This is a genomic window from Micromonospora sp. D93, assembly GCF_018070365.1.
Taxonomy (GTDB): Bacteria; Actinomycetota; Actinomycetes; order Mycobacteriales; family Micromonosporaceae; genus Micromonospora; species Micromonospora ureilytica.
On sequence record NZ_JAGPXW010000002.1, the window covers coordinates 86,545 to 103,535 of the forward strand.

General features: G+C 71.4%; 12 protein-coding genes. 4 read left to right on the forward strand and 8 right to left on the reverse strand.

The genetic code is table 11. The features are described from left to right. Positions 1-34: 34 nt before the first annotated feature. The gene (locus KBX71_RS02530) at positions 35-1,399 is read left to right on the forward strand and encodes a serine/threonine-protein kinase (RefSeq protein ID WP_210816324.1); all 1,365 of its coding nucleotides are present in this window, start codon (positions 35-37) and stop codon (positions 1,397-1,399) included. On the opposite strand, the gene KBX71_RS02535 is transcribed toward KBX71_RS02530, so the two are convergent. After that, positions 1,396-2,109 carry a hypothetical protein gene (locus KBX71_RS02535; RefSeq protein ID WP_210816325.1) on the reverse strand — a complete coding sequence of 238 codons (714 nt, stop codon included), beginning with the start codon at positions 2,107-2,109 and terminating at the stop codon, positions 1,396-1,398. The two genes, KBX71_RS02530 and KBX71_RS02535, sit on opposite strands and share 4 nt — an antisense overlap. 505 nt (positions 2,110-2,614) lie before the next feature. On the opposite strand from KBX71_RS02535, the gene KBX71_RS02540 reads away from it, so the two are divergent. Further along, positions 2,615-3,412 carry an SAM-dependent methyltransferase gene (locus KBX71_RS02540; protein ID WP_210816326.1) on the forward strand — a complete coding sequence of 266 codons (798 nt, stop codon included), beginning with the start codon at positions 2,615-2,617 and terminating at the stop codon, positions 3,410-3,412. A gap of 55 nt (positions 3,413-3,467) precedes the next feature. Here KBX71_RS02540 and KBX71_RS02545 read toward each other — a convergent pair whose 3' ends face one another. After that, positions 3,468-4,202 carry a cellulose binding domain-containing protein gene (locus tag KBX71_RS02545; protein WP_210816327.1) on the reverse strand — a complete coding sequence of 245 codons (735 nt, stop codon included), beginning with the start codon at positions 4,200-4,202 and terminating at the stop codon, positions 3,468-3,470. Positions 4,203-4,515: 313 nt separating this feature from the next. Here KBX71_RS02545 and KBX71_RS02550 point away from each other — a divergent pair, with 313 nt between their 5' ends. Next, the gene (locus tag KBX71_RS02550) at positions 4,516-5,589 is read left to right on the forward strand and encodes a hypothetical protein (protein ID WP_210816328.1); all 1,074 of its coding nucleotides are present in this window, start codon (positions 4,516-4,518) and stop codon (positions 5,587-5,589) included. A 37-nt stretch (positions 5,590-5,626) separates the two neighbouring features. On the opposite strand, the gene KBX71_RS02555 is transcribed toward KBX71_RS02550, so the two are convergent. Next, complete coding sequence (locus KBX71_RS02555) at positions 5,627-6,175, reverse strand: DNA glycosylase AlkZ-like family protein (RefSeq protein WP_210816634.1); 549 nt, start codon at positions 6,173-6,175, stop codon at positions 5,627-5,629. Continuing rightward, a complete protein-coding gene (locus KBX71_RS02560) occupies positions 6,063-7,319 on the reverse strand; it encodes a phosphodiester glycosidase family protein (RefSeq protein WP_210816329.1) in 1,257 nt (418 codons plus the stop codon). Before KBX71_RS02560 ends, KBX71_RS02555 begins: the two co-directional genes overlap by 113 nt. A 334-nt stretch (positions 7,320-7,653) precedes the next feature. Between KBX71_RS02560 and KBX71_RS02565 the strand changes: the two genes are divergently transcribed. Continuing rightward, the gene (locus KBX71_RS02565; RefSeq protein ID WP_210816330.1) at positions 7,654-13,173 is read left to right on the forward strand and encodes a carboxyl transferase domain-containing protein; all 5,520 of its coding nucleotides are present in this window, start codon (positions 7,654-7,656) and stop codon (positions 13,171-13,173) included. An 86-nt stretch (positions 13,174-13,259) separates the two neighbouring features. On the opposite strand, the gene KBX71_RS02570 is transcribed toward KBX71_RS02565, so the two are convergent. From KBX71_RS02570 to dgoD, 4 genes are all read right to left on the reverse strand, one after another. After that, positions 13,260-13,838 (reverse strand): sigma-70 family RNA polymerase sigma factor, encoded by a 579-nt coding sequence (locus tag KBX71_RS02570; RefSeq protein WP_307846929.1) that lies wholly within the window; start codon positions 13,836-13,838, stop codon positions 13,260-13,262. 178 nt (positions 13,839-14,016) lie between these two features. Further along, the gene (locus KBX71_RS02575) at positions 14,017-14,586 is read right to left on the reverse strand and encodes a gluconokinase (protein WP_124818169.1); all 570 of its coding nucleotides are present in this window, start codon (positions 14,584-14,586) and stop codon (positions 14,017-14,019) included. Beyond that, positions 14,576-15,805, reverse strand: coding sequence for a D-mannonate dehydratase ManD (gene manD, locus KBX71_RS02580; RefSeq protein WP_124818170.1), 1,230 nt, complete (start codon positions 15,803-15,805; stop codon positions 14,576-14,578). The genes KBX71_RS02575 and manD overlap by 11 nt, the downstream gene beginning before the upstream one ends. Positions 15,806-15,836: 31 nt before the next feature. Further along, positions 15,837-16,985 (reverse strand): galactonate dehydratase, encoded by a 1,149-nt coding sequence (gene dgoD / locus KBX71_RS02585; RefSeq protein WP_210816332.1) that lies wholly within the window; start codon positions 16,983-16,985, stop codon positions 15,837-15,839. Between the last annotated feature and the right edge of the window lie 6 nt (positions 16,986-16,991).

Consider the following 16,991-nt stretch of genomic DNA (forward strand, 5'->3'; position numbering starts at 1 on the left):
GTCACCGGAGTCCCGGTCGCCGGATAATACGATCGTGTCCATCCCGCCGCAGGTTGGCCGGTACCGCATCGCACGCCCCGTCGGCGCCGGTGCGTTCGCCACCGTGTGGCTGGCGTACGACGACGAGCTGCACTCGCCGGTGGCAGTGAAGGTGCTCGCCGACAACTGGTCACAGCGGGCCGACATCCGGGGGCGCTTCCGCCAGGAGGCCCGGTTCATGCGGCAGGTCGACTCCGATCACCTGGTCCGGGTGTTGGACATCGGTGAGTTGCCCGACGGCCGGCCGTACCTGGTGATGACGTACGCCGCCGGTGGCACGCTCGCCGACCGGCTGAGCGGCGGGCCGATGCCGGTGCGCTCGGCGCTGCGGATCGCCGCCGACATCGCCAGGGCGGTGTCGATCCTGCACGACAGCGGCGTGCTGCACCGCGACCTCAAACCGTCCAACGTGCTGTTCGACCCCAGCCCGGCCGGCGACCGGGTGTTGGTTGCCGACCTGGGGCTGGCCAAGACGCTCGCGCACGCGTCCGGGTTCACAGTGGTCGCCGGCACGCCCGCCTACATGGCGCCCGAGCAGCTCGTCCCCGGCGGAGGGATCGACGTGCGCGCCGACGTGTACGCGATCGGCGCGCTGACGCACCACATGTTGACCGGTTCGCCGCCCGGGCAGCCGGTGACGGCGGCACCCCGCGCACCCGCCGCCGTCGAGCGCGCCGTCCGCCGGGCGCTGCATCGCGATCCGGACCGCCGCTGGCCCACAGCGGCCGCGTACGCCACCGCGTTGGAGGGTCTGCTCGCCAGCCGGCAGTTGGCGGCCCGCCCGCCGCCGCGGCGCATCCGCCGGTTCCTCGCCGCCGTCGGCACCGTGACCGCGACGCTGGTCATGGCCGGATCCGCCACCGCCGCCACCGCGCCGCACGGCTGGACCCGGGTTGGCGACACGACCAGCACTGTCTCGGTGGCCGTTCCGAACGGCTGGGCGAGGCAACTGCGCGACGGCGGCTGGGACCCGGCGGTGATCGGTCTCGCCGAAGGGCGCGGCCCCGGCCTGCTCGTCGGGGAGGACCTCACCGATTGGTCCGATGTCGACAGCGAGACACCGGGGGTCTTTGTGGGAGTGAGCCGTGCTCTGCGCGGAGCGGAACGGCCGGCACTGCCCGATCACAGCGGATGCACGCCCACCGCCGGTCGGGCGGTCACCGTCGCCGCGCTCACTGGGACCGTCCGGCACTGGGCGCGATGCGGTGGCGCCCATACGTCGTTCAGCGAGGTCACCCTGGTCGCGGACGCCGGCACCTTCGGCGTGTACGTCCAGGTCAGGCAGACCGACGGCGTGGACCGCACCGACGAGATCCTCGGGACGTTGCGGGTGGACACGTCGAGGGTCACGCAACGCTAGTACCGTTCCCAGTTTCCGGCGAAGTCGACCGTGCGCCACCGACGCGTCTCGGTGCCGCCGTCCAACTTGCGGACGGTGGCCTGCACGGTCTCGCCCACCACCCGGTACGAGACGAACGTCATGACCCGGTCGCCGCTCGGACTGGAGTTGTCTCCCAGAATGATCGGGCGCGCCCACCGCTCTCGGCCGGTGTAGTCGAGCTGAACCGGCACGAGAGCCTGCCGACGCGCGGCGTTGGAGTTGCCAAGTTCGACGAGGACGAGCGCGTCCTCGGTCGACGGCGCGTTCGCCGGCTCCTCGGTGAGGAATTCGGCGTACACCGGCCGGGCGCCACCCGGCAGGATCCGGCAGGGCACGTCGAAGCCGTTCGACCCGTTCCGGAACACCACGGAGTTGTCGGACTCGCCGCAGAACTTCAGATCGCGGATCACCGCGTTGGGCCAGTCGGTCCGCCTGATCTCGCTCAGCGGCGTGGCCGGGCCGGAGGTGCGGGTGGCCGGAGCACCCGGGGTGGCGCTGCGGGTGGCCGGAGCACTCGGGCCCGCGCTGCCGGTCGCCGGAGCGCTCGACGCCGACGGGCTCGGCGGGCTCGCGCTGGTGGACGGAGAGCCGGCGGGCCCGGCGTCGCCGCCGACCCGTTTCACCGGTGACGTGCAACCGGCGATGAACGTAAGGGTGAGCATCGCACCGACGAGCAGGTTGCCGCGCATGGGTGGTCCTTCCTCCACGGGGTCTGTCACAGGGTTTGATGCACCGGTACGGGCGGTGGTTCACACGACCGGGGTGGCACTTCTGCCCACCATCGGTGCACCCGCCCCTCCTCCTCAAGTCGTATGCGCATCGCCGTCTCACGCCAGATGGCTCGGGGTGATCACTCGAACAGGCTTGTCCCAAGGCATCGGGTGACGCCGTACGGACCTGCTCCGGACACCCGTTCGCCAGGAAAGGCGCCGGCAGACCATGCGCTCTCTTCCCCTTCTCGGGCCCGGTTCACCCCGACCCGCCCGGCCGGTCGTCCGACTCGGCGCGGTGCTGGCGACCGCTGTGTCGTCCTCGCCGTGGGCGCCTCCGGCGACGGGCTCACCGTGACAGCGACCCCGATCCCCTGCACGGCGGTGGGTCCACCCCCAGTCGAGAGTGGACAACCCCGGAGTACGATCCCGGGCGTACCGCTGTGGTGACCTCCTGCTGACGACCCCTCGATAGGAGCCTGGCATGGCCGGCCCGGACGCCGAACTCGCCGCGAAGCTTCAGCCCGACGTGCCGCACGCGGCACGGATCTGGAACTACTGGATGGGCGGCAAGGACAACTTCCAGTCCGACCGGGCGGCCGGCGACGCTGTCGCCGAGGTCTACCCGGAGATCGTCCTCATGGCACAGCAGTCACGCGTGTTCCTGGTGCGGGCCGTGCGTTACCTCGCGGCCGAGGCGGGCATCCGGCAGTTCCTGGACATCGGCACCGGCCTGCCCACCATGCAGAACACGCACGCGGTCGCCCAGGGCATCGCGCCCGACTCGCGGATCGTCTACGTGGACAACGACCCGATGGTGCTGGTGCACGCGCGGGCACTGCTGGCCAGCACGACGTCGGAGGGTGTCACCACCTACGTCCCGGCCGACTACCACGACCCGGAGAAGATCCTCGCCGAGGCGGCGCAGACGCTCGACTTCGACCAGCCCATCGCCGTCATGTACATGGGCGTGATGGGCTACGAGCCCGACCTGGACGTGGTCCGCTCGATCGTCGGACACACGATGGACGCGGTGCCGTCCGGCTCCCACCTGGTGCTCTGGGACGGCACCGACACCAGCCCGGCGGTGGTCTCCGGTGCCGACCGGCTGGCGCAGAGCGGCGGGGTCCCGTACATCCTGCGCAGCCCGGAAGAGCTCGAGAGTTGCTTCGACGGGCTGACGATGGTGGAGCCGGGCCTGGTGCCGATCCCCCTGTGGCGACCGGAGGATCCCGACGCCGTCGGGATCGACGCCTACGGAGCGGTGGCCCGCAAGCCCTGACCGACACGACGTCCGCCCCGCTCCCGTTGTCGCGCCGGAGCGGGGCGGACGTCGTTCACCGCTCGCACGCCAGGGTCAGGCCGTCGGGCACCGCGCTGCCCGCCACGAGCAGACCGAACGTTGTCGCCCCGTCCAGCGCCAGCGTCCCGTTGTAGGAGGCGTTGCGGACGGTGACGTCGGCGCCGGCCGTCTCGGCCACCCCACCCCAGGCCGTCTGGACCCGCTCGTCACCGGACCACCGCCAGGAGACGCGCCACTGGTCCAGCGGCAGCGTCCCGGTGTTGCGGACCGTGACCGTCGCGACGAAGCCGCCGCCCCAGCGGGCGTCGATCGTGGCCGTCGCGCGGCAGGAAGTCAGCGAGGCGGTCCGCGCCGACCAGATCATGTATGGGTCGCGCTTACCGTCGGGGTCGCTGAACCGGTACCAGTACTCCGTGTCGGGTGTCAGACCCCCGATGGTCACCGTGCCGCTGCGCTCCGGCCCCGAGACGGCCTCGGCCACCGGCGTCCGCCACTGTTGGGCGTCCTCGCGGCTGGCAAAGAGGCTGACGGTCATCGGCGGGTCGTAACCGCAGGGCGGCCGGAAGAAGATCGAGTACGAGATGGTCACGCTCGTAGTGGTGACCCCGGCGACGCTCCCGGTGATCGGCAGAGCCGGCGGGCAGGTGAGGGTCGGCGACGGCGACGGCGTGGCCGACAGGGTGGGGGTGGGCGTCGCCTCGGTGGCGGTGGCCGTCCCGGTCCAGGCCGCCAGCGCCATGGTCGTGACAGCGAGGAACATGCGAAGCATTGGTGCCTCCGTGGTTACCGGGCACCGATGACCGAGGTGGTGGCCGGTGCCGCGCTCGGGTTCCGGTCGCCGACGAGGCTGCCCGGCACGGGTGACATCGTCACCTCGCGCCCCGTGGACCGGAGGAGATCTGGTGCGCGCTGGCTCCCCGAGCACGACCGAACCACAGCATGGCATTCGATGCGCATCGATACAACCCGATCCTGATCCCGTCGAACATCGTCCGTTTTCTCGTCGCCGCAGGGACACCCGCCGGGCGTCCGAGCCCCGAATGATTTATTACGGTCTATTCATTCGGACACGGGAGCACACCATGCTCGACGCAAGCAGCAGGACCCGGCGACCCCGGGTGGTGAGGGCACTTATCGCGGCAGGCGCTGCGGCGGCGCTGGCGACTGCCGCGCTGGCCGCACCGACCTCCGCCGACGCCGCCGTCAGCCGGGCCGAGCTGGCCCTCCGCTGGGCGCCCATCCACTACCAGGACGTCGACGCCACCGGCAGCCACGCCCTGAGCGGCCAGTCGGACTACCTCACCCGGGTCGACCTCGACGGCGACCTGGAGGGACGCAACAATTGGGAGCGGGCTGGCCAGGCAGGAACCGCGCTCGCCGCGCACGTGTACTACTCCGTCGTGGAGACGAGCACCCACTGGTACATCACGTACTTCTTCTTCCACCCTCGCGACTGGACGGACCACCCCTTCTTCGAGACCGAACACGAGAACGACGGTGAGGGCGCGCTGTTCGCGATCGAGCGCGACGGCTCCACGTACGGGGTTCTCCGCTCAGCCGTCACGGTCGCGCACAGTGACTTCTTCTCCTACACGCCGACCGGCAGCACCTGGACCAGCGGCGGGGAGAGCATCGACGGCACCCTGCGGTTCCAGGCGTCACCGCACGACACCTTCCAGCACCCGGTGACGGCGCAGGAGGCGCAGGGCCACGGCCTCAAGGCACACCCGCAGTACGACATCAACGGCGACGGCCTGGTCTACTACCCCTCGACCGTCGCCGAGACGCCGAGCAGCGGCAACGACCGCGACGTGCGGTATCAGCTGATCGACATCTTCGCCACTGGCGGCCTGTGGGCGCAGCGCTCCAACGCGAGCCTGTTCGCCAGTCTGGGCACGTTCGCCGGTGACACGTCCGGCGACTGCGGCGTCGGCACCTGGAGCTGTTCGACCAACTCGGCCAACGCGCCCTGGGGCTGGGACGACGGCAACGACACCCCCGCGCGGGGCGAGATCGCCAGCGACCCGGCGAAACTCTCGGCCGCGTACTTCACGGTGCCGACCGGCCTGGCACGCACCTACAGCTACAACCCGTACGCCGGCGCGGCGGCGGCGCTCGCCGAGGCGGCGAGGACGGCTCCGCCGACCGTCGACTGATCTCTTCGTCTCCCCGGGGTCGGACCGTCCTGGTCCGTCACCGGGGAGACGACTCCACCCGCACCCGGTCGCTCTCGTTGTCGGAGAGGAAGGACGCCAGCGCCTGCCCCTGCTCGGTCACGGCGGCCCGGTCGGCTGCGGAGAATCCACGCAGTGGGCTGACGGTCACGGTGCCCGACTCGACGGTCCAGGTCGCCGCGACCCGGCCGTCGACGAGCACCACGCGTTCGCCGGCCACCGAGAGGCCACGGTGGCCGTCGTCGATGATCCGGCTACGGTCGTCGTAGCCGAGGATCGCGTTGTCGAAAGCCGGCAGGAACCGCACCGGGGCGGGTGTCTCCGGGTCGGGGCGCGGCGCGTGTCCGACCGGGGAGTGACAGTCTCGGACGCGAGCGGATCGCCCCTCCGGGCGGTACGCGACTTCGCCCCGTCCGGCAGTGCCGGGCGGGACGAAGTGGAGCGGCGTGTACCGATCAGTGTTTGCCCAGGAAGATCCCGATGCCGTTGGCGACCATTCGCTCCGTACCGTCGGATGGGCTGTTGCGGGCGGTGGCTGCGGCCTGGCCCGGCTCGCGGACGGCGACAGTGCTCGAGCCGCCGCCGTCGAGGTTCACGGCGGCCTCCGCGCCGAGCGAGCGCATCAGGTCGGCCAGTTCGGCGATCGTGAACCCGGCGCTGGCCGGGGCGCGGCCGGCCAGGGCGACCAGGTACACGGTCCGACCGTCGGGGCTGACACCGGCCGCGCTGCGTACCGCGGCGGTCTTGGCGTCCAGGCCGGCCAGCGGCGCACCGTCGCGCAGGATCGGCGCGCCACCGACCGCGAAGGTCAGCTTCGGCTTGCCGGCGGAGACGAGCTTCTCGCGCACCTGCACCCGGTCGCCGACGGCGAGGTCGTCGAGCGCGTCCGCGCCGCTTTCCCGGCCGACCAGCACCTGGGTGTCGGCCGGGATCGCTCCCGCACCGGGCGTCTGGCCCACGGTGGTTACCACGCCGTCGCGGACGGTCACCTCGTAGGTGTGGGTGCTGCACGGGTCGCTGCGGTTCGTGTCGGTGCCGCAGGTGGACCGGACCCGGGAGGCGGTCCCCCAGTCGGCGGTGAACAGGCCGACGCCGTCCACCGGCAGCGCGTACTGGTTGAGGCCGCCCAGCGCGATCGTGCCCTTCCTGCTACGCACCTCGCCGTCGAGGCTCAGGGTGTCGACGCGCGCCTTGCCGTTCACGCCGACGCCGAACACGTCCCGGGTCGAGGTGCCGGGGGCGAGGCCGGGGCCGAAACGCTGAGCGGTCGGCACCGCGAACTTCAGCTCCTCGCCGTCGGCGATCTCGGGACCGGACGACGAGTAGGTCGGGGTGACGCCGACGTGCGTCTCACTGTTGTTGAAGAAGTCGCCGTTGACGCCGGCGACGGCACCCTGCTCGTTCGTCATCGCCGAGACGACAGTGCGCTGCGCCACCGCGTCGGGGTGCAGCAGGTCCAGGGAGACCTTGTTCTTCTTGAGGTCGGCCGTGAGCAGGTAACCGACGGTGACGCCCCGGGGCGTGGGCACCTCGAAGGAGCCGTAGGTGACGCCCGGGGCGAGTTGCTCGGTCGAGGTGATGGTGATCGGGGTGTCCGTCGCGGGTACCGTGGCGGTCGCGGCGTGGGCGACGCCGGCCGGCGTCACGAGTGTGGTCAGCGCCGCCGCGAGCAGCAGCGCCAGACGTGGGCGTACGAGGTGCGGTGACCTCATTGCCGCTCCCTTCCTGATGCGTTCCTGGCCTGGGCCGGGATGGTCGAGCCGGGCCGGCGCTTGACCGGACCAGCGATGATCTACCTGGCCAGCCGATCACCCGGGGGTGAACGCGGAAGGCTGCGGACGTGAACCGCCCGCACCGTCTTGATCAACTGCCGGAGCGGCGCCGCCCTCGGGGCGCCAAAAAGTTTTGTGCACTTCCTACAACTGAGGGACGGTGGGTTCGGTGGTTGCGCCATAGCGCTGGCCGCCGCCACGCGGAAAGGTGATCACTGCTGGGAGCCGTCGTCTCTCGGCACGCAGGTCGAGGTCTAGCTAAGGGGTTTTTCGGGTGTTCAACCGTGTCGCCATCGTCAACCGTGGTGAAGCCGCCATGCGGCTCATCCACGCGGTCCGCGAGCTGGCCGCGGAGACCGGCATCCAGCTCGAAACCGTGGCTCTCTACACCGATGTCGACCGCAACGCCACATTCGTCCGAGAAGCGGACATCGCCTACGATCTCGGCCCGGCATCCGCCCGCCCGTACCTCAACCTGGCCGTGCTGGAGCGCGCCCTGACCGAGACCGGGGCCGACGCCGCGTGGGTCGGCTGGGGCTTCGTCGCCGAGGATCCGGCGTTCGCGGAGCTGTGCGAGAAGATCGGCGTCACCTTCGTCGGGCCGAGCCCGGACGCCATGCGCCAACTCGGTGACAAGATCGGCTCGAAACTGATCGCCGAGAAGGTCGGCGTGCCGGTCGCGCCGTGGAGCCGCGGCGCCGTCGAAACCCTGGACGCCGCCAGGGTCTCGGCGGCCGAGGTCGGCTACCCGCTGATGCTGAAGGCGACCGCGGGCGGCGGCGGGCGCGGCATCCGCGTGGTCAGGAACGAAGCCGAGCTGGTCGACGCGTACGAGCGCACCAGCCAGGAGGCCGCACGGGCGTTCGGCAGCGGCATCGTGTTCCTGGAGCGCCTGGTCACCGGGGCCCGGCACGTCGAGGTCCAGGTGATCGCCGACGGGCAGGGCACCGCGTGGGCGCTCGGCGTCCGCGACTGCTCGGTGCAGCGACGCAACCAGAAGGTCATCGAGGAGTCGGCGTCGCCGGTGCTCGACGCGGCGCAGGCCGCCGAGCTGAAGACGTCGGCCGAGCGGCTGGCCATCGCGGTCGGCTACCGCGGCGCGGCGACCGTCGAGTTCCTCTACCACCCCGGCGACCGGCTGTTCGCGTTCCTTGAGGTCAACACCCGCCTCCAGGTCGAGCACCCGATCACCGAGCTGACCACCGGGTTCGACCTGGTCAAGGCCCAGCTGCACGTCGCCTCCGGCGGGCGCCTCGAAGGTGCGCCGCCGGCCGAACGCGGGCACGCCATCGAGGCACGGCTCAACGCCGAGGACCCCGACCGCGACTTCGCGCCGTCGCCCGGCCGCATCGCCCGGCTGGACCTGCCCAGTGGCCCCGGCATCCGGGTGGACACCGGCGTCAGCGAGGGCGACACCATCCCGGCCGACTTCGACTCGATGATCGCGAAGATCATCGCGTACGGCCGTGACCGCGACGAGGCGCTCGGCAAGCTGCGCCGGGCGATGGCGAACACCACCGTGATCATCGAGGGTGGGGCGACGAACAAGAGCTTCGTGCTCGACCTGCTCGACCAGCCCGAGGTGATCGACGCCAGCGCGGACACCGGCTGGATCGACCGCGTCCGCGGCGAGGGCCGGCTCGTCACACACCGCCACTCCGCGGTCGCCCTGGCGGCCGCCGCCATCGAGGCGTACGAGGAGGAGGAGCGCGTCGAGCGGCAGCGGCTGCTGTCGACGGCGGCCGGTGGACGTCCGCAGGTGCAGCACGCCAGCGGCCGACCGTTGGACCTCAAGCTGCGCGGCGTCGGTTACCGCACGCGGGTGGCACGCGTCGGCGCGCACCGGTTCCGGGTCGGCATCGAGACCGGCCCCGTCGTGCGCACCGCCGACGTCGAACTCGACCGCTTCGACCGGCACACCGGTCAGATCGTCGTCAACGGCATCCGCTACCGCCTACTCACCGGCACGTACGGGCCGACCCACCTGGTCGAGGTGGACGGCGTGACGCACCGGGTCAGCCGGGACGAGGGCGGCGTCCTGCGCTCCCCGATGCCCGCGCTCGTCGTCGCCACGCCACTGGGGGTCGGCGCAGAGGTCGAGGCGGGCGCGCCGGTGCTGGTGCTGGAAGCGATGAAGATGGAGACGGTGCTGCGGGCGCCGTTCAAGGCGCGGCTGAAGGAGTGCGCCGTCTCGGTGGGTAGCCAGGTGGAGGCGGGTGCGCCGCTGCTGCGCCTGGAGCCGCTCGCGGACGACGCCGAGGAGACCGCTGACGACCCGACCGCCGAGACCGTCGAACTGGACCTGCCCACCGCCGCCGCGGACATCCCGGCGTACGAGCGCAGCAGGCGCGGTCAGGAGGACCTGCGCGGTCTGCTGCTCGGCTTCGACGTCGACCCGCACGACGACAGTCGGGTGCTCGACGGCTACCTCACCGCACGGCGGGCGGCCATCGAGGACGGTCAGCGGCCGCTCGCCGCCGAGCTCGACCTCATCGACGTGTTCGCCGATCTCGCCGAGCTGAGTCGCAACCGGCCGACGGGCGAGGACGGCGGCGCCGCGCACGTGCACAGCGCCCGGGAGTACTTCCACACCTACCTGCAGAGCCTCGACGTCGAGCGGGCCGGGCTGCCGGACGCCTTCCAGACCAGGCTCGGCAAGGCGCTCGGCCGGTACGGCGTCACCGACCTGGAGCGCTCCCCCGCCCTCGAAGCCGCCGTCTTCCGGATCTTCCTCGCCCAGCAGCGCGCGTCCGCGGACGCGCAGGTCATCGCGACGCTGCTGCGCGCCTGGCTGCAGGAGACCCCGCCGGACGAGACGCTGCGCGAGCCGGCCGGCCTCGCGCTGGAGCGGCTGATCGCCGCGACGCAGGTGCGCTTCCCCGTGGTCGCGGACCTTGCCCGTGGCGTGGTGTTCGCCTGGTTCGCCCAGCCGCTGCTGCGCCGCAACCGCGCCCGCGTCTACGCCGAGGTCCGCGGGCACCTGCGGCACCTGGACGCGCACCCGGACGCGGCGGACCGCGCCGAGCGCATCGCCGAGATGGTGCGCAGCACCGAGCCTCTGGTCCGGCTGCTCGGCCAGCGGCTCGTCCGCGACCACCTCGACAACGCGGTCATGTTGGAGGTGCTGACCCGGCGGTACTACGGCAACCGGGCGCTCACCAGCGTGCGTACCCACCAGGTCGCGGACTGCACGTTCGTGGTCGCCGAGCGCGCCGACTCGAGCGTGGTCTCCGCCGCGGTGAGCTTCGACGCGCTGGGCAGCGCCCTGCGTGGGCTGGCCGAGCTGGCCACCGGCGAGGACTCCGTGGACGCTGACATCTACCTCGGCTGGGAGAACCAGCCGGAGGACTTCGACGCGATGGCGGACGCGCTGGCCGAGGTCATCGCCGCGCACCCGCTGCCGTCCCAGGTCCGTCGGGTGACCACCACCGTCGCGGGCCGCGGCGGGTCGGTGATGCACCACCACTTCACGTTCCGCCCGTCCGGCGCCCAGCTGACCGAGGACCGGCTGATCCGCGGGCTGCACCCGTACATCGCGCAGCGGATGCAGCTGGAGCGGCTGCACAAGTTCGACCTGACCCGGCTGCCGTCGTCGGACGAGGAGGTCTACCTCTTCCAGTGCGTGGCGCGGGAGAACCGGGCCGACGAGCGCCTCGTGGCGTTCGCGCAGGTGCGTGACCTGACCGAGCTTCGCGAGCAGGACGGCCGCCTGGTCGCGCTGCCGACGGCCGAGGACGCCATCGCCACCTGCCTCGACTCGATCCGCCGCGCCCAGTCGCGGCGGCCGTCGAAGACGCGCTTCAACACCAACCGGATCGTGGTCTACGTGTGGCCGCCGAGCGAGCTGACCCGCGAGGAGATGGAGATGATCGCCGGGCGCGTCCGCCCGACGACCGCGGGCGCCGGCCTGGAGGAGATCCTGTTCATCGCGCGGCAGCGCGACCGCCGGACCGGCGAGCTGACCAAGATCGCCGTACGGATCTCGTTCGACGCCGCGGGCGGGGCCGAGCTGGCCGTCGGGGAGCCGCCGGTCGAGCCGATCGAACCGCTCGACGAGTACCGGCTCAAGGTGCTGCGGGCCAGCAGCCGCAACACCGTCTACCCGTACGAGCTGACCGGTCGGCTCGGTGACTTCGTCGAGCACGACCTCGACGACGCCCACGCCGTGCAGGATGGACGGTGCTCGTCTCCGCCCAAAACCGGCTCCGACTGCGCTCCGTCGCTGGTACCGGTGCAGCGGCCGAAGGGGCGCAACAGCGCCGCCATCGTGGCCGGGGTGGTCACGACCCCGACGGAGCGTTACCCGCAGGGTGTCACCCGGGTGGTGCTGCTCGGCGACCCGACGAAGTCGCTGGGCGCCCTGTCCGAGCCGGAGTGCCGGCGCGTGATCGCCGCACTGGACCTGGCCGAGCGGATGCAGGTGCCGCTGGAGTGGTGGGCGCTGTCCGCCGGGGCGCGGATCTCGATGACCTCCGGTACGGAGAACATGGACTGGGTGGCGGCGGCGCTGAAGCGGATCGTCGAGTTCACCCAGGCCGGCGGTGAGATCAACATCGTCGTCGCGGGCATCAACGTCGGCGCGCAGCCGTACTGGAACGCCGAGGCGACGATGCTCATGCACACCAAGGGCATCCTGGTGATGACGCCCGACTCGGCGATGGTGCTCACCGGCAAGCAGTCCCTCGACTTCTCCGGTGGTGTGTCGGCCGAGGACAACTTCGGCATCGGCGGCTACGACCGGGTGATGGGGCCGAACGGGCAGGCGCAGTACTGGGCGCCGAACCTGACGGCCGCACGGGACGTGGTGATGGCGCACTACGACCACACGTACGTCGCGCCCGGCGAGGACGCGCCCCGACGGGCCGTCACCACCGACCCGGCCGACCGCGACATCTCCACCTTCCCGCACGACGTGGCGGACAGCGCCTTCACCACCGTCGGGGAGATCTTCTCCGTCGAGACCAACCCGGACCGCAAGAAGCCGTTCGACATCCGTACGGTGATGCGGGCCCTCTCCGACCAGGACCACCCGGTGCTGGAGCGCTGGGCCGGCATGGCGGACGCGGACACCGCGGTCGTGCAGGACGTCCACCTCGGTGGCATCCCGGTCTGCCTGCTCGGCATCGAGTCCCGGTCGGTGCCGCGGCACGGCTTCCCGCCCACCGACGGTCCGGACACCTACACGGCGGGCACGCTGTTCCCCCGCTCGTCGAAGAAGGCCGCGCGGGCGATCAACGCGGCCAGCGGCAACCGGCCGCTCGTCGTGCTGGCGAACCTGTCCGGCTTCGACGGTTCGCCGGAGTCGATGCGCAAGCTGCAACTGGAGTACGGCGCCGAGATCGGCCGGGCGATCGTGAACTTCCGGGGACCCATCGTCTTCTGTGTGATCTCGCGCTACCACGGCGGTGCGTTCGTGGTGTTCTCGAAGGCGCTGAACCCGAACATGACGGTGCTGGCGCTGGAGGGCTCGTTCGCCTCGGTGCTCGGTGGCGCACCCGCCGCCGCCGTGGTGTTCTCCGCCGACGTCAACGCCCGTACCGCTGCCGACTCGCGGGTGCGGGACCTGGAGGCCCGCACCGCCGCCTCGGCCGGCACCGAACGCGCCGCGCTGACCGCGGAGCTCGACGAGCTGCGCTCGTCGGTGCGCGCGGAGAAGCTCAGTGAGGTGGCCGCGGAGTTCGACCGGGTGCACAACATTCACCGCGCCGTCGAGGTCGGCTCGGTGGACGCCGTCATCCGCGCCGCCGAGCTGCGTCCGCGCATCATCGAGGCCATCGAGACCCGGCTGGGTTAGCGCGGCCGGCACGCCCGCACCAGGTCAGCACCACCGGTCGTCGACCGGTGGTGCTGACCACCGTCGGCAGCGGGAAGCGTTTGTCCTCAGCCGGTTCGTTGCTCGTGGCTCGGATCGGTGTCGGCCTGCCAGGCGGCGACGAGATCCTCGCGTGCCCGGGCGACCCGGGAACGGATCGTGCCGACGGGGCACTGGCAGACCTCCGCCGCCTCGGCGTAGGACAGGCCGAGCACCTGGGTGGCGACGAACGCCTCCCGGCGCTCCCGGGTCAGGCCGGCGATCAACTGTTGCAGGGTCACGCTCTCGTCGGCGCCGACCGTGATCGCACCGGCGGCCTCGGCCGCCGTCTGCCAGTCTGGCACCGACGCCATCCTCGGCCGGGCCACCGCCGTCCGGACATGATCAACGGCAACGCGCCGGGCGATCGTGAACACCCAGGTACGGGCCGACGAGCGGCCGGCGAAGCCAGGCAGGTTGCGAAATGCCCGCAGGAACGTCTCCTGGGTCAGGTCGTCGGCCTCCCCCGGCCCGGCCAGGTGCGACAGGAACCGCCAGACCTGGTCCTGTAGTGCCCGGATGAACGCCGTGGCGGCCTGCCGGTCACCCTGGCCTGCCTCCCGTGCCCACCGGGTCACCTGGTCGTCGTCAGCGACGCCGTTCCGCACAGACCACCGTCCTGTGTGCCACGGGCGCTCCTTCATGCCGAGATGCCGTCGTCGGAACGCCGCCGGTCGGCCGCGCACTCTGGTGGTCGCCGGCCGGGCCGGAAAAGTTCCCGGGCTTCCCACTTTCGGCTGATCTCGCGGATGTCCGAGGTGACGGGAACGATGCCGACGGGACCGCTCAGGATGCGCCGTCCTGGTGCTCCCCCACCGGCACCGGGCCGGGCAGGCCGAGGCCCTTGACGGCCGCCGCGACCAGTGCCTCCGGGGCCAGCGAGACATCGAGTACGAGCACCGACTCGTCCGGCGCGGCAGGTTCCAGCGTGGCGAGCTGCGACTCCAGCAGACTCGCCGGCATGTAGTGCCCCTGACGTCGGGCCAAGCGGGCTCGGATGACCTCCGCTGGCCCGTCCAGGTGCACAAAGTCCACTCGGAGCGGGCCCTGGCGCAGCACATCCCGGTATGACCGCTTCAACGCCGAACAGGCCAGCACCGTGGACCGGCCCTCCGCGCCACGCTCGGCGATCCACGCCGCGATGTCCCGCAGCCAGGGCCACCGGGTGGTGTCGTCCAGCGGTACGCCGGAGCGCATCCGCGCCACGTTCTCCGGGGAGTGGAACTCGTCCGCCTCGGCGAAGGTCAGCCCGCTCGCCGCGCTGATCCCGCGCGCCACGGTGGTCTTGCCGGCCCCGGAGACGCCCATCACCACGACGTGCCGGGTCGGCCGGGCGCCGCGTCGCTCACCAGTCATGGACCGTGCCGTCCTTGAGCCGGTTGAACGGCAGGTACGCCGGCTCGTACGGGAACCGGGCCGCCGCCTCCTCGTCCAGCTCCACCCCGATCCCCGGCTGGTCGCCCGGGTGCAGGTAGCCGTCGGTGAAGGTGAACGACTGCCGGAACACCTCGTTGGCCAGCGGGGTGTGCTTCATGTACTCCTGGATCCCGAAGTTGTGGATGGCCAGGTCCAGGTGCAGCGCCGCGGCCATACCCACCGGGGAGATGTCGGTGGGGCCGTGGATACCGGACTTGATCTGGTACTGGGCGGCGAAGTCGAGCAGCTTGCGCATGGCGGTGATGCCGCCGGTGTGGGTGACCGCGGACCGGACGTAGTCGATCAACTGCTCCCGGATCAGGGTCTGGTAGTCCCAGACCGTGTTGAAGACCTCGCCGATGGCCAGCGGGGTGGTGGTGTGCTGGCGGACCAACCGCAGCGCCTCCTGGTTCTCGGCCGGGGTGCAGTCCTCCAGCCAGAACAGGTCGTACGGTTCGAGGGCCTTGCCGAGCTTGGCGGCCTGGATCGGGGTCATCCGGTGGTGACCGTCGTGCAGCAGCGGCAACTCCGGGCCGAACTCGCCGCGCACCGCCTCGAAGACCGACGGCAGGTGGCGCAGGTACGCGCGGGTGTCCCAGTCCTCCTCGGCGGGCAGCGGGGTGCGCTGCGCGGGCTCGTAGTCGTAGCGCTGGCCGGTGGAGCTGGGCTGCGCGGCCACGCCGTAGACCGCGTTGATCCCCGGCACCGAGGTCTGCACCCGGATCGACCGGAAGCCCTCGTCGAGGTGGCGGCGGATCGAGTCGAACAGCTCGGGGATGTCCCGTCCCGACGCGTGCCCGTACGCCATGATGCCGGTGCGGGACGCGCCGCCCAGCAGTTGGTACAGCGGCATGCCGGCGGCCTTGGCCTTGATGTCCCAGAGCGCCACGTCCACCGCGGCGATGGCCGCCATGGTGACCGGGCCACGCCGCCAGTACGCCGACCGGTACAGGAACTGCCAGGTGTCCTCGATCCGGTGCGGGTCCCGCCCCATCAGCAGTGGGGCGACGTGGTCGCGCAGGTACGAGGCGACGGAGAGCTCACGGCCGTTGAGGGTGGCGTCGCCCAGACCGGTGAGGCCCTCATCAGTGGTGATCTTGAGGGTGACGAAGTTCCGGTCGGGGCTGGACACGATGATGTCCGCTGCGACGATCTTCACGGGGTGCCTTTCGTTAGTGCCGGTCGGGGTCTCACCACTCCGCGTAGGAGCCGTCGGGGTGCCGCCAGGTCGGGCTGCGCCAGGCGTGCCCGCGCTTGTCCGCGGTCCGTACCGCGTGTTCGTCGATCTCGATGCCGAGACCGGGAGCGGTCAGCCGCTGCACGTACCCGTCGACGAAGGTGAGCGGGGTCTGGTCGAGGCAGTAGTCGAGCACCTCGGCGCCCTGGTTGTAGTGGATGCCGATGCTCTGCTCCTGGATCAGGAAGTTGGGCGTGGCGAAGCCGACCTGGAGGCAGGCGGCGAGGGCGATCGGCCCGAGCGGGCAGTGCGGGGCGAGTTGCACGTCGTACACCTCGGCCAGCGTGGCGATCTTGCGGACCTCGGTGATGCCGCCGGCGTGCGCGAGGTCCGGTTGGGCCACGGCGATGCCGGCCTGCAACACGGGCAGGAACTCCTGCCGGTTGTAGAGCCGCTCCCCGGTCGAGATGGGGGTGGTCGTGCAGCGGACGACCTCACCGATCAGGTGCGAGTTTTCCGGCACCACCGGTTCTTCCAGGAAGAACGGCCGGTAGGGCTCCAGCAGTGGGGCGACCCGCCGGACGTTGGCGAGGGTGAACCGGCCGTGGAAGTCGACGGCGACGTCGCGGTCGTCGCCGAGGACCTCGCGGGCGACGGCCACCCGCTGCACCACAGCGTCGAGGTCGGCGACCGAGGCGAGCGCACCCATCCGCCCGGACGCGTTCATCTTCACAGCGGTCAGGCCCGCCTCGATCCGGGCGCTGATCTGGTCGCGGATCTCGGCGGGTTCGTCACCACCGATCCAGCCGTAGACCCGGATCCGGTCCCGGACCGGTCCGCCGAGGAGCTGGTGCACCGGGGCGCCGTAGTGCTTGCCGGCGATGTCCCAGAGCGCCTGGTCCAGGCCGGACACCGCGCTGGCCAGGATCGGACCGCCCCGGTAGAAGGACCCCTTGGTGAGCACCTGCCAGTGGTCCTCAATGCGCAGCGCGTCTCGCCCGACGAGCACCTCGCTGAGTTGGTGGACGGCCGTGCGCACGGTCTCGGACTGGCCCTCGCAGGTCGCCTCGCCCCAGCCGACGATGCCGGAGTCGGTCTCGATCCGGACGAACAGCCAGCGGGGCGCGACCAGGAAGGTCTCCACAGTTGCGATGGTCGTCATGACCCG

Excerpts from the sequence above, each read along its gene's own strand:
- KBX71_RS02535 (WP_210816325.1), bottom strand. The coding sequence starts at position 2,109 with ATGCGCGGCAACCTGCTCGTCGGTGCGATGCTCACCCTTACGTTCATC.
- KBX71_RS02540 (WP_210816326.1), top strand. The coding sequence starts at position 2,615 with ATGGCCGGCCCGGACGCCGAACTCGCCGCGAAGCTTCAGCCCGACGTG.
- KBX71_RS02545 (WP_210816327.1), bottom strand. The coding sequence starts at position 4,202 with ATGCTTCGCATGTTCCTCGCTGTCACGACCATGGCGCTGGCGGCCTGG.
- KBX71_RS02550 (WP_210816328.1), top strand. The coding sequence starts at position 4,516 with ATGCTCGACGCAAGCAGCAGGACCCGGCGACCCCGGGTGGTGAGGGCA.
- KBX71_RS02560 (WP_210816329.1), bottom strand. The coding sequence starts at position 7,319 with ATGAGGTCACCGCACCTCGTACGCCCACGTCTGGCGCTGCTGCTCGCG.
- KBX71_RS02575 (WP_124818169.1), bottom strand. The coding sequence starts at position 14,586 with ATGACTGGTGAGCGACGCGGCGCCCGGCCGACCCGGCACGTCGTGGTG.
- dgoD (WP_210816332.1), bottom strand. The coding sequence starts at position 16,985 with ATGACGACCATCGCAACTGTGGAGACCTTCCTGGTCGCGCCCCGCTGG.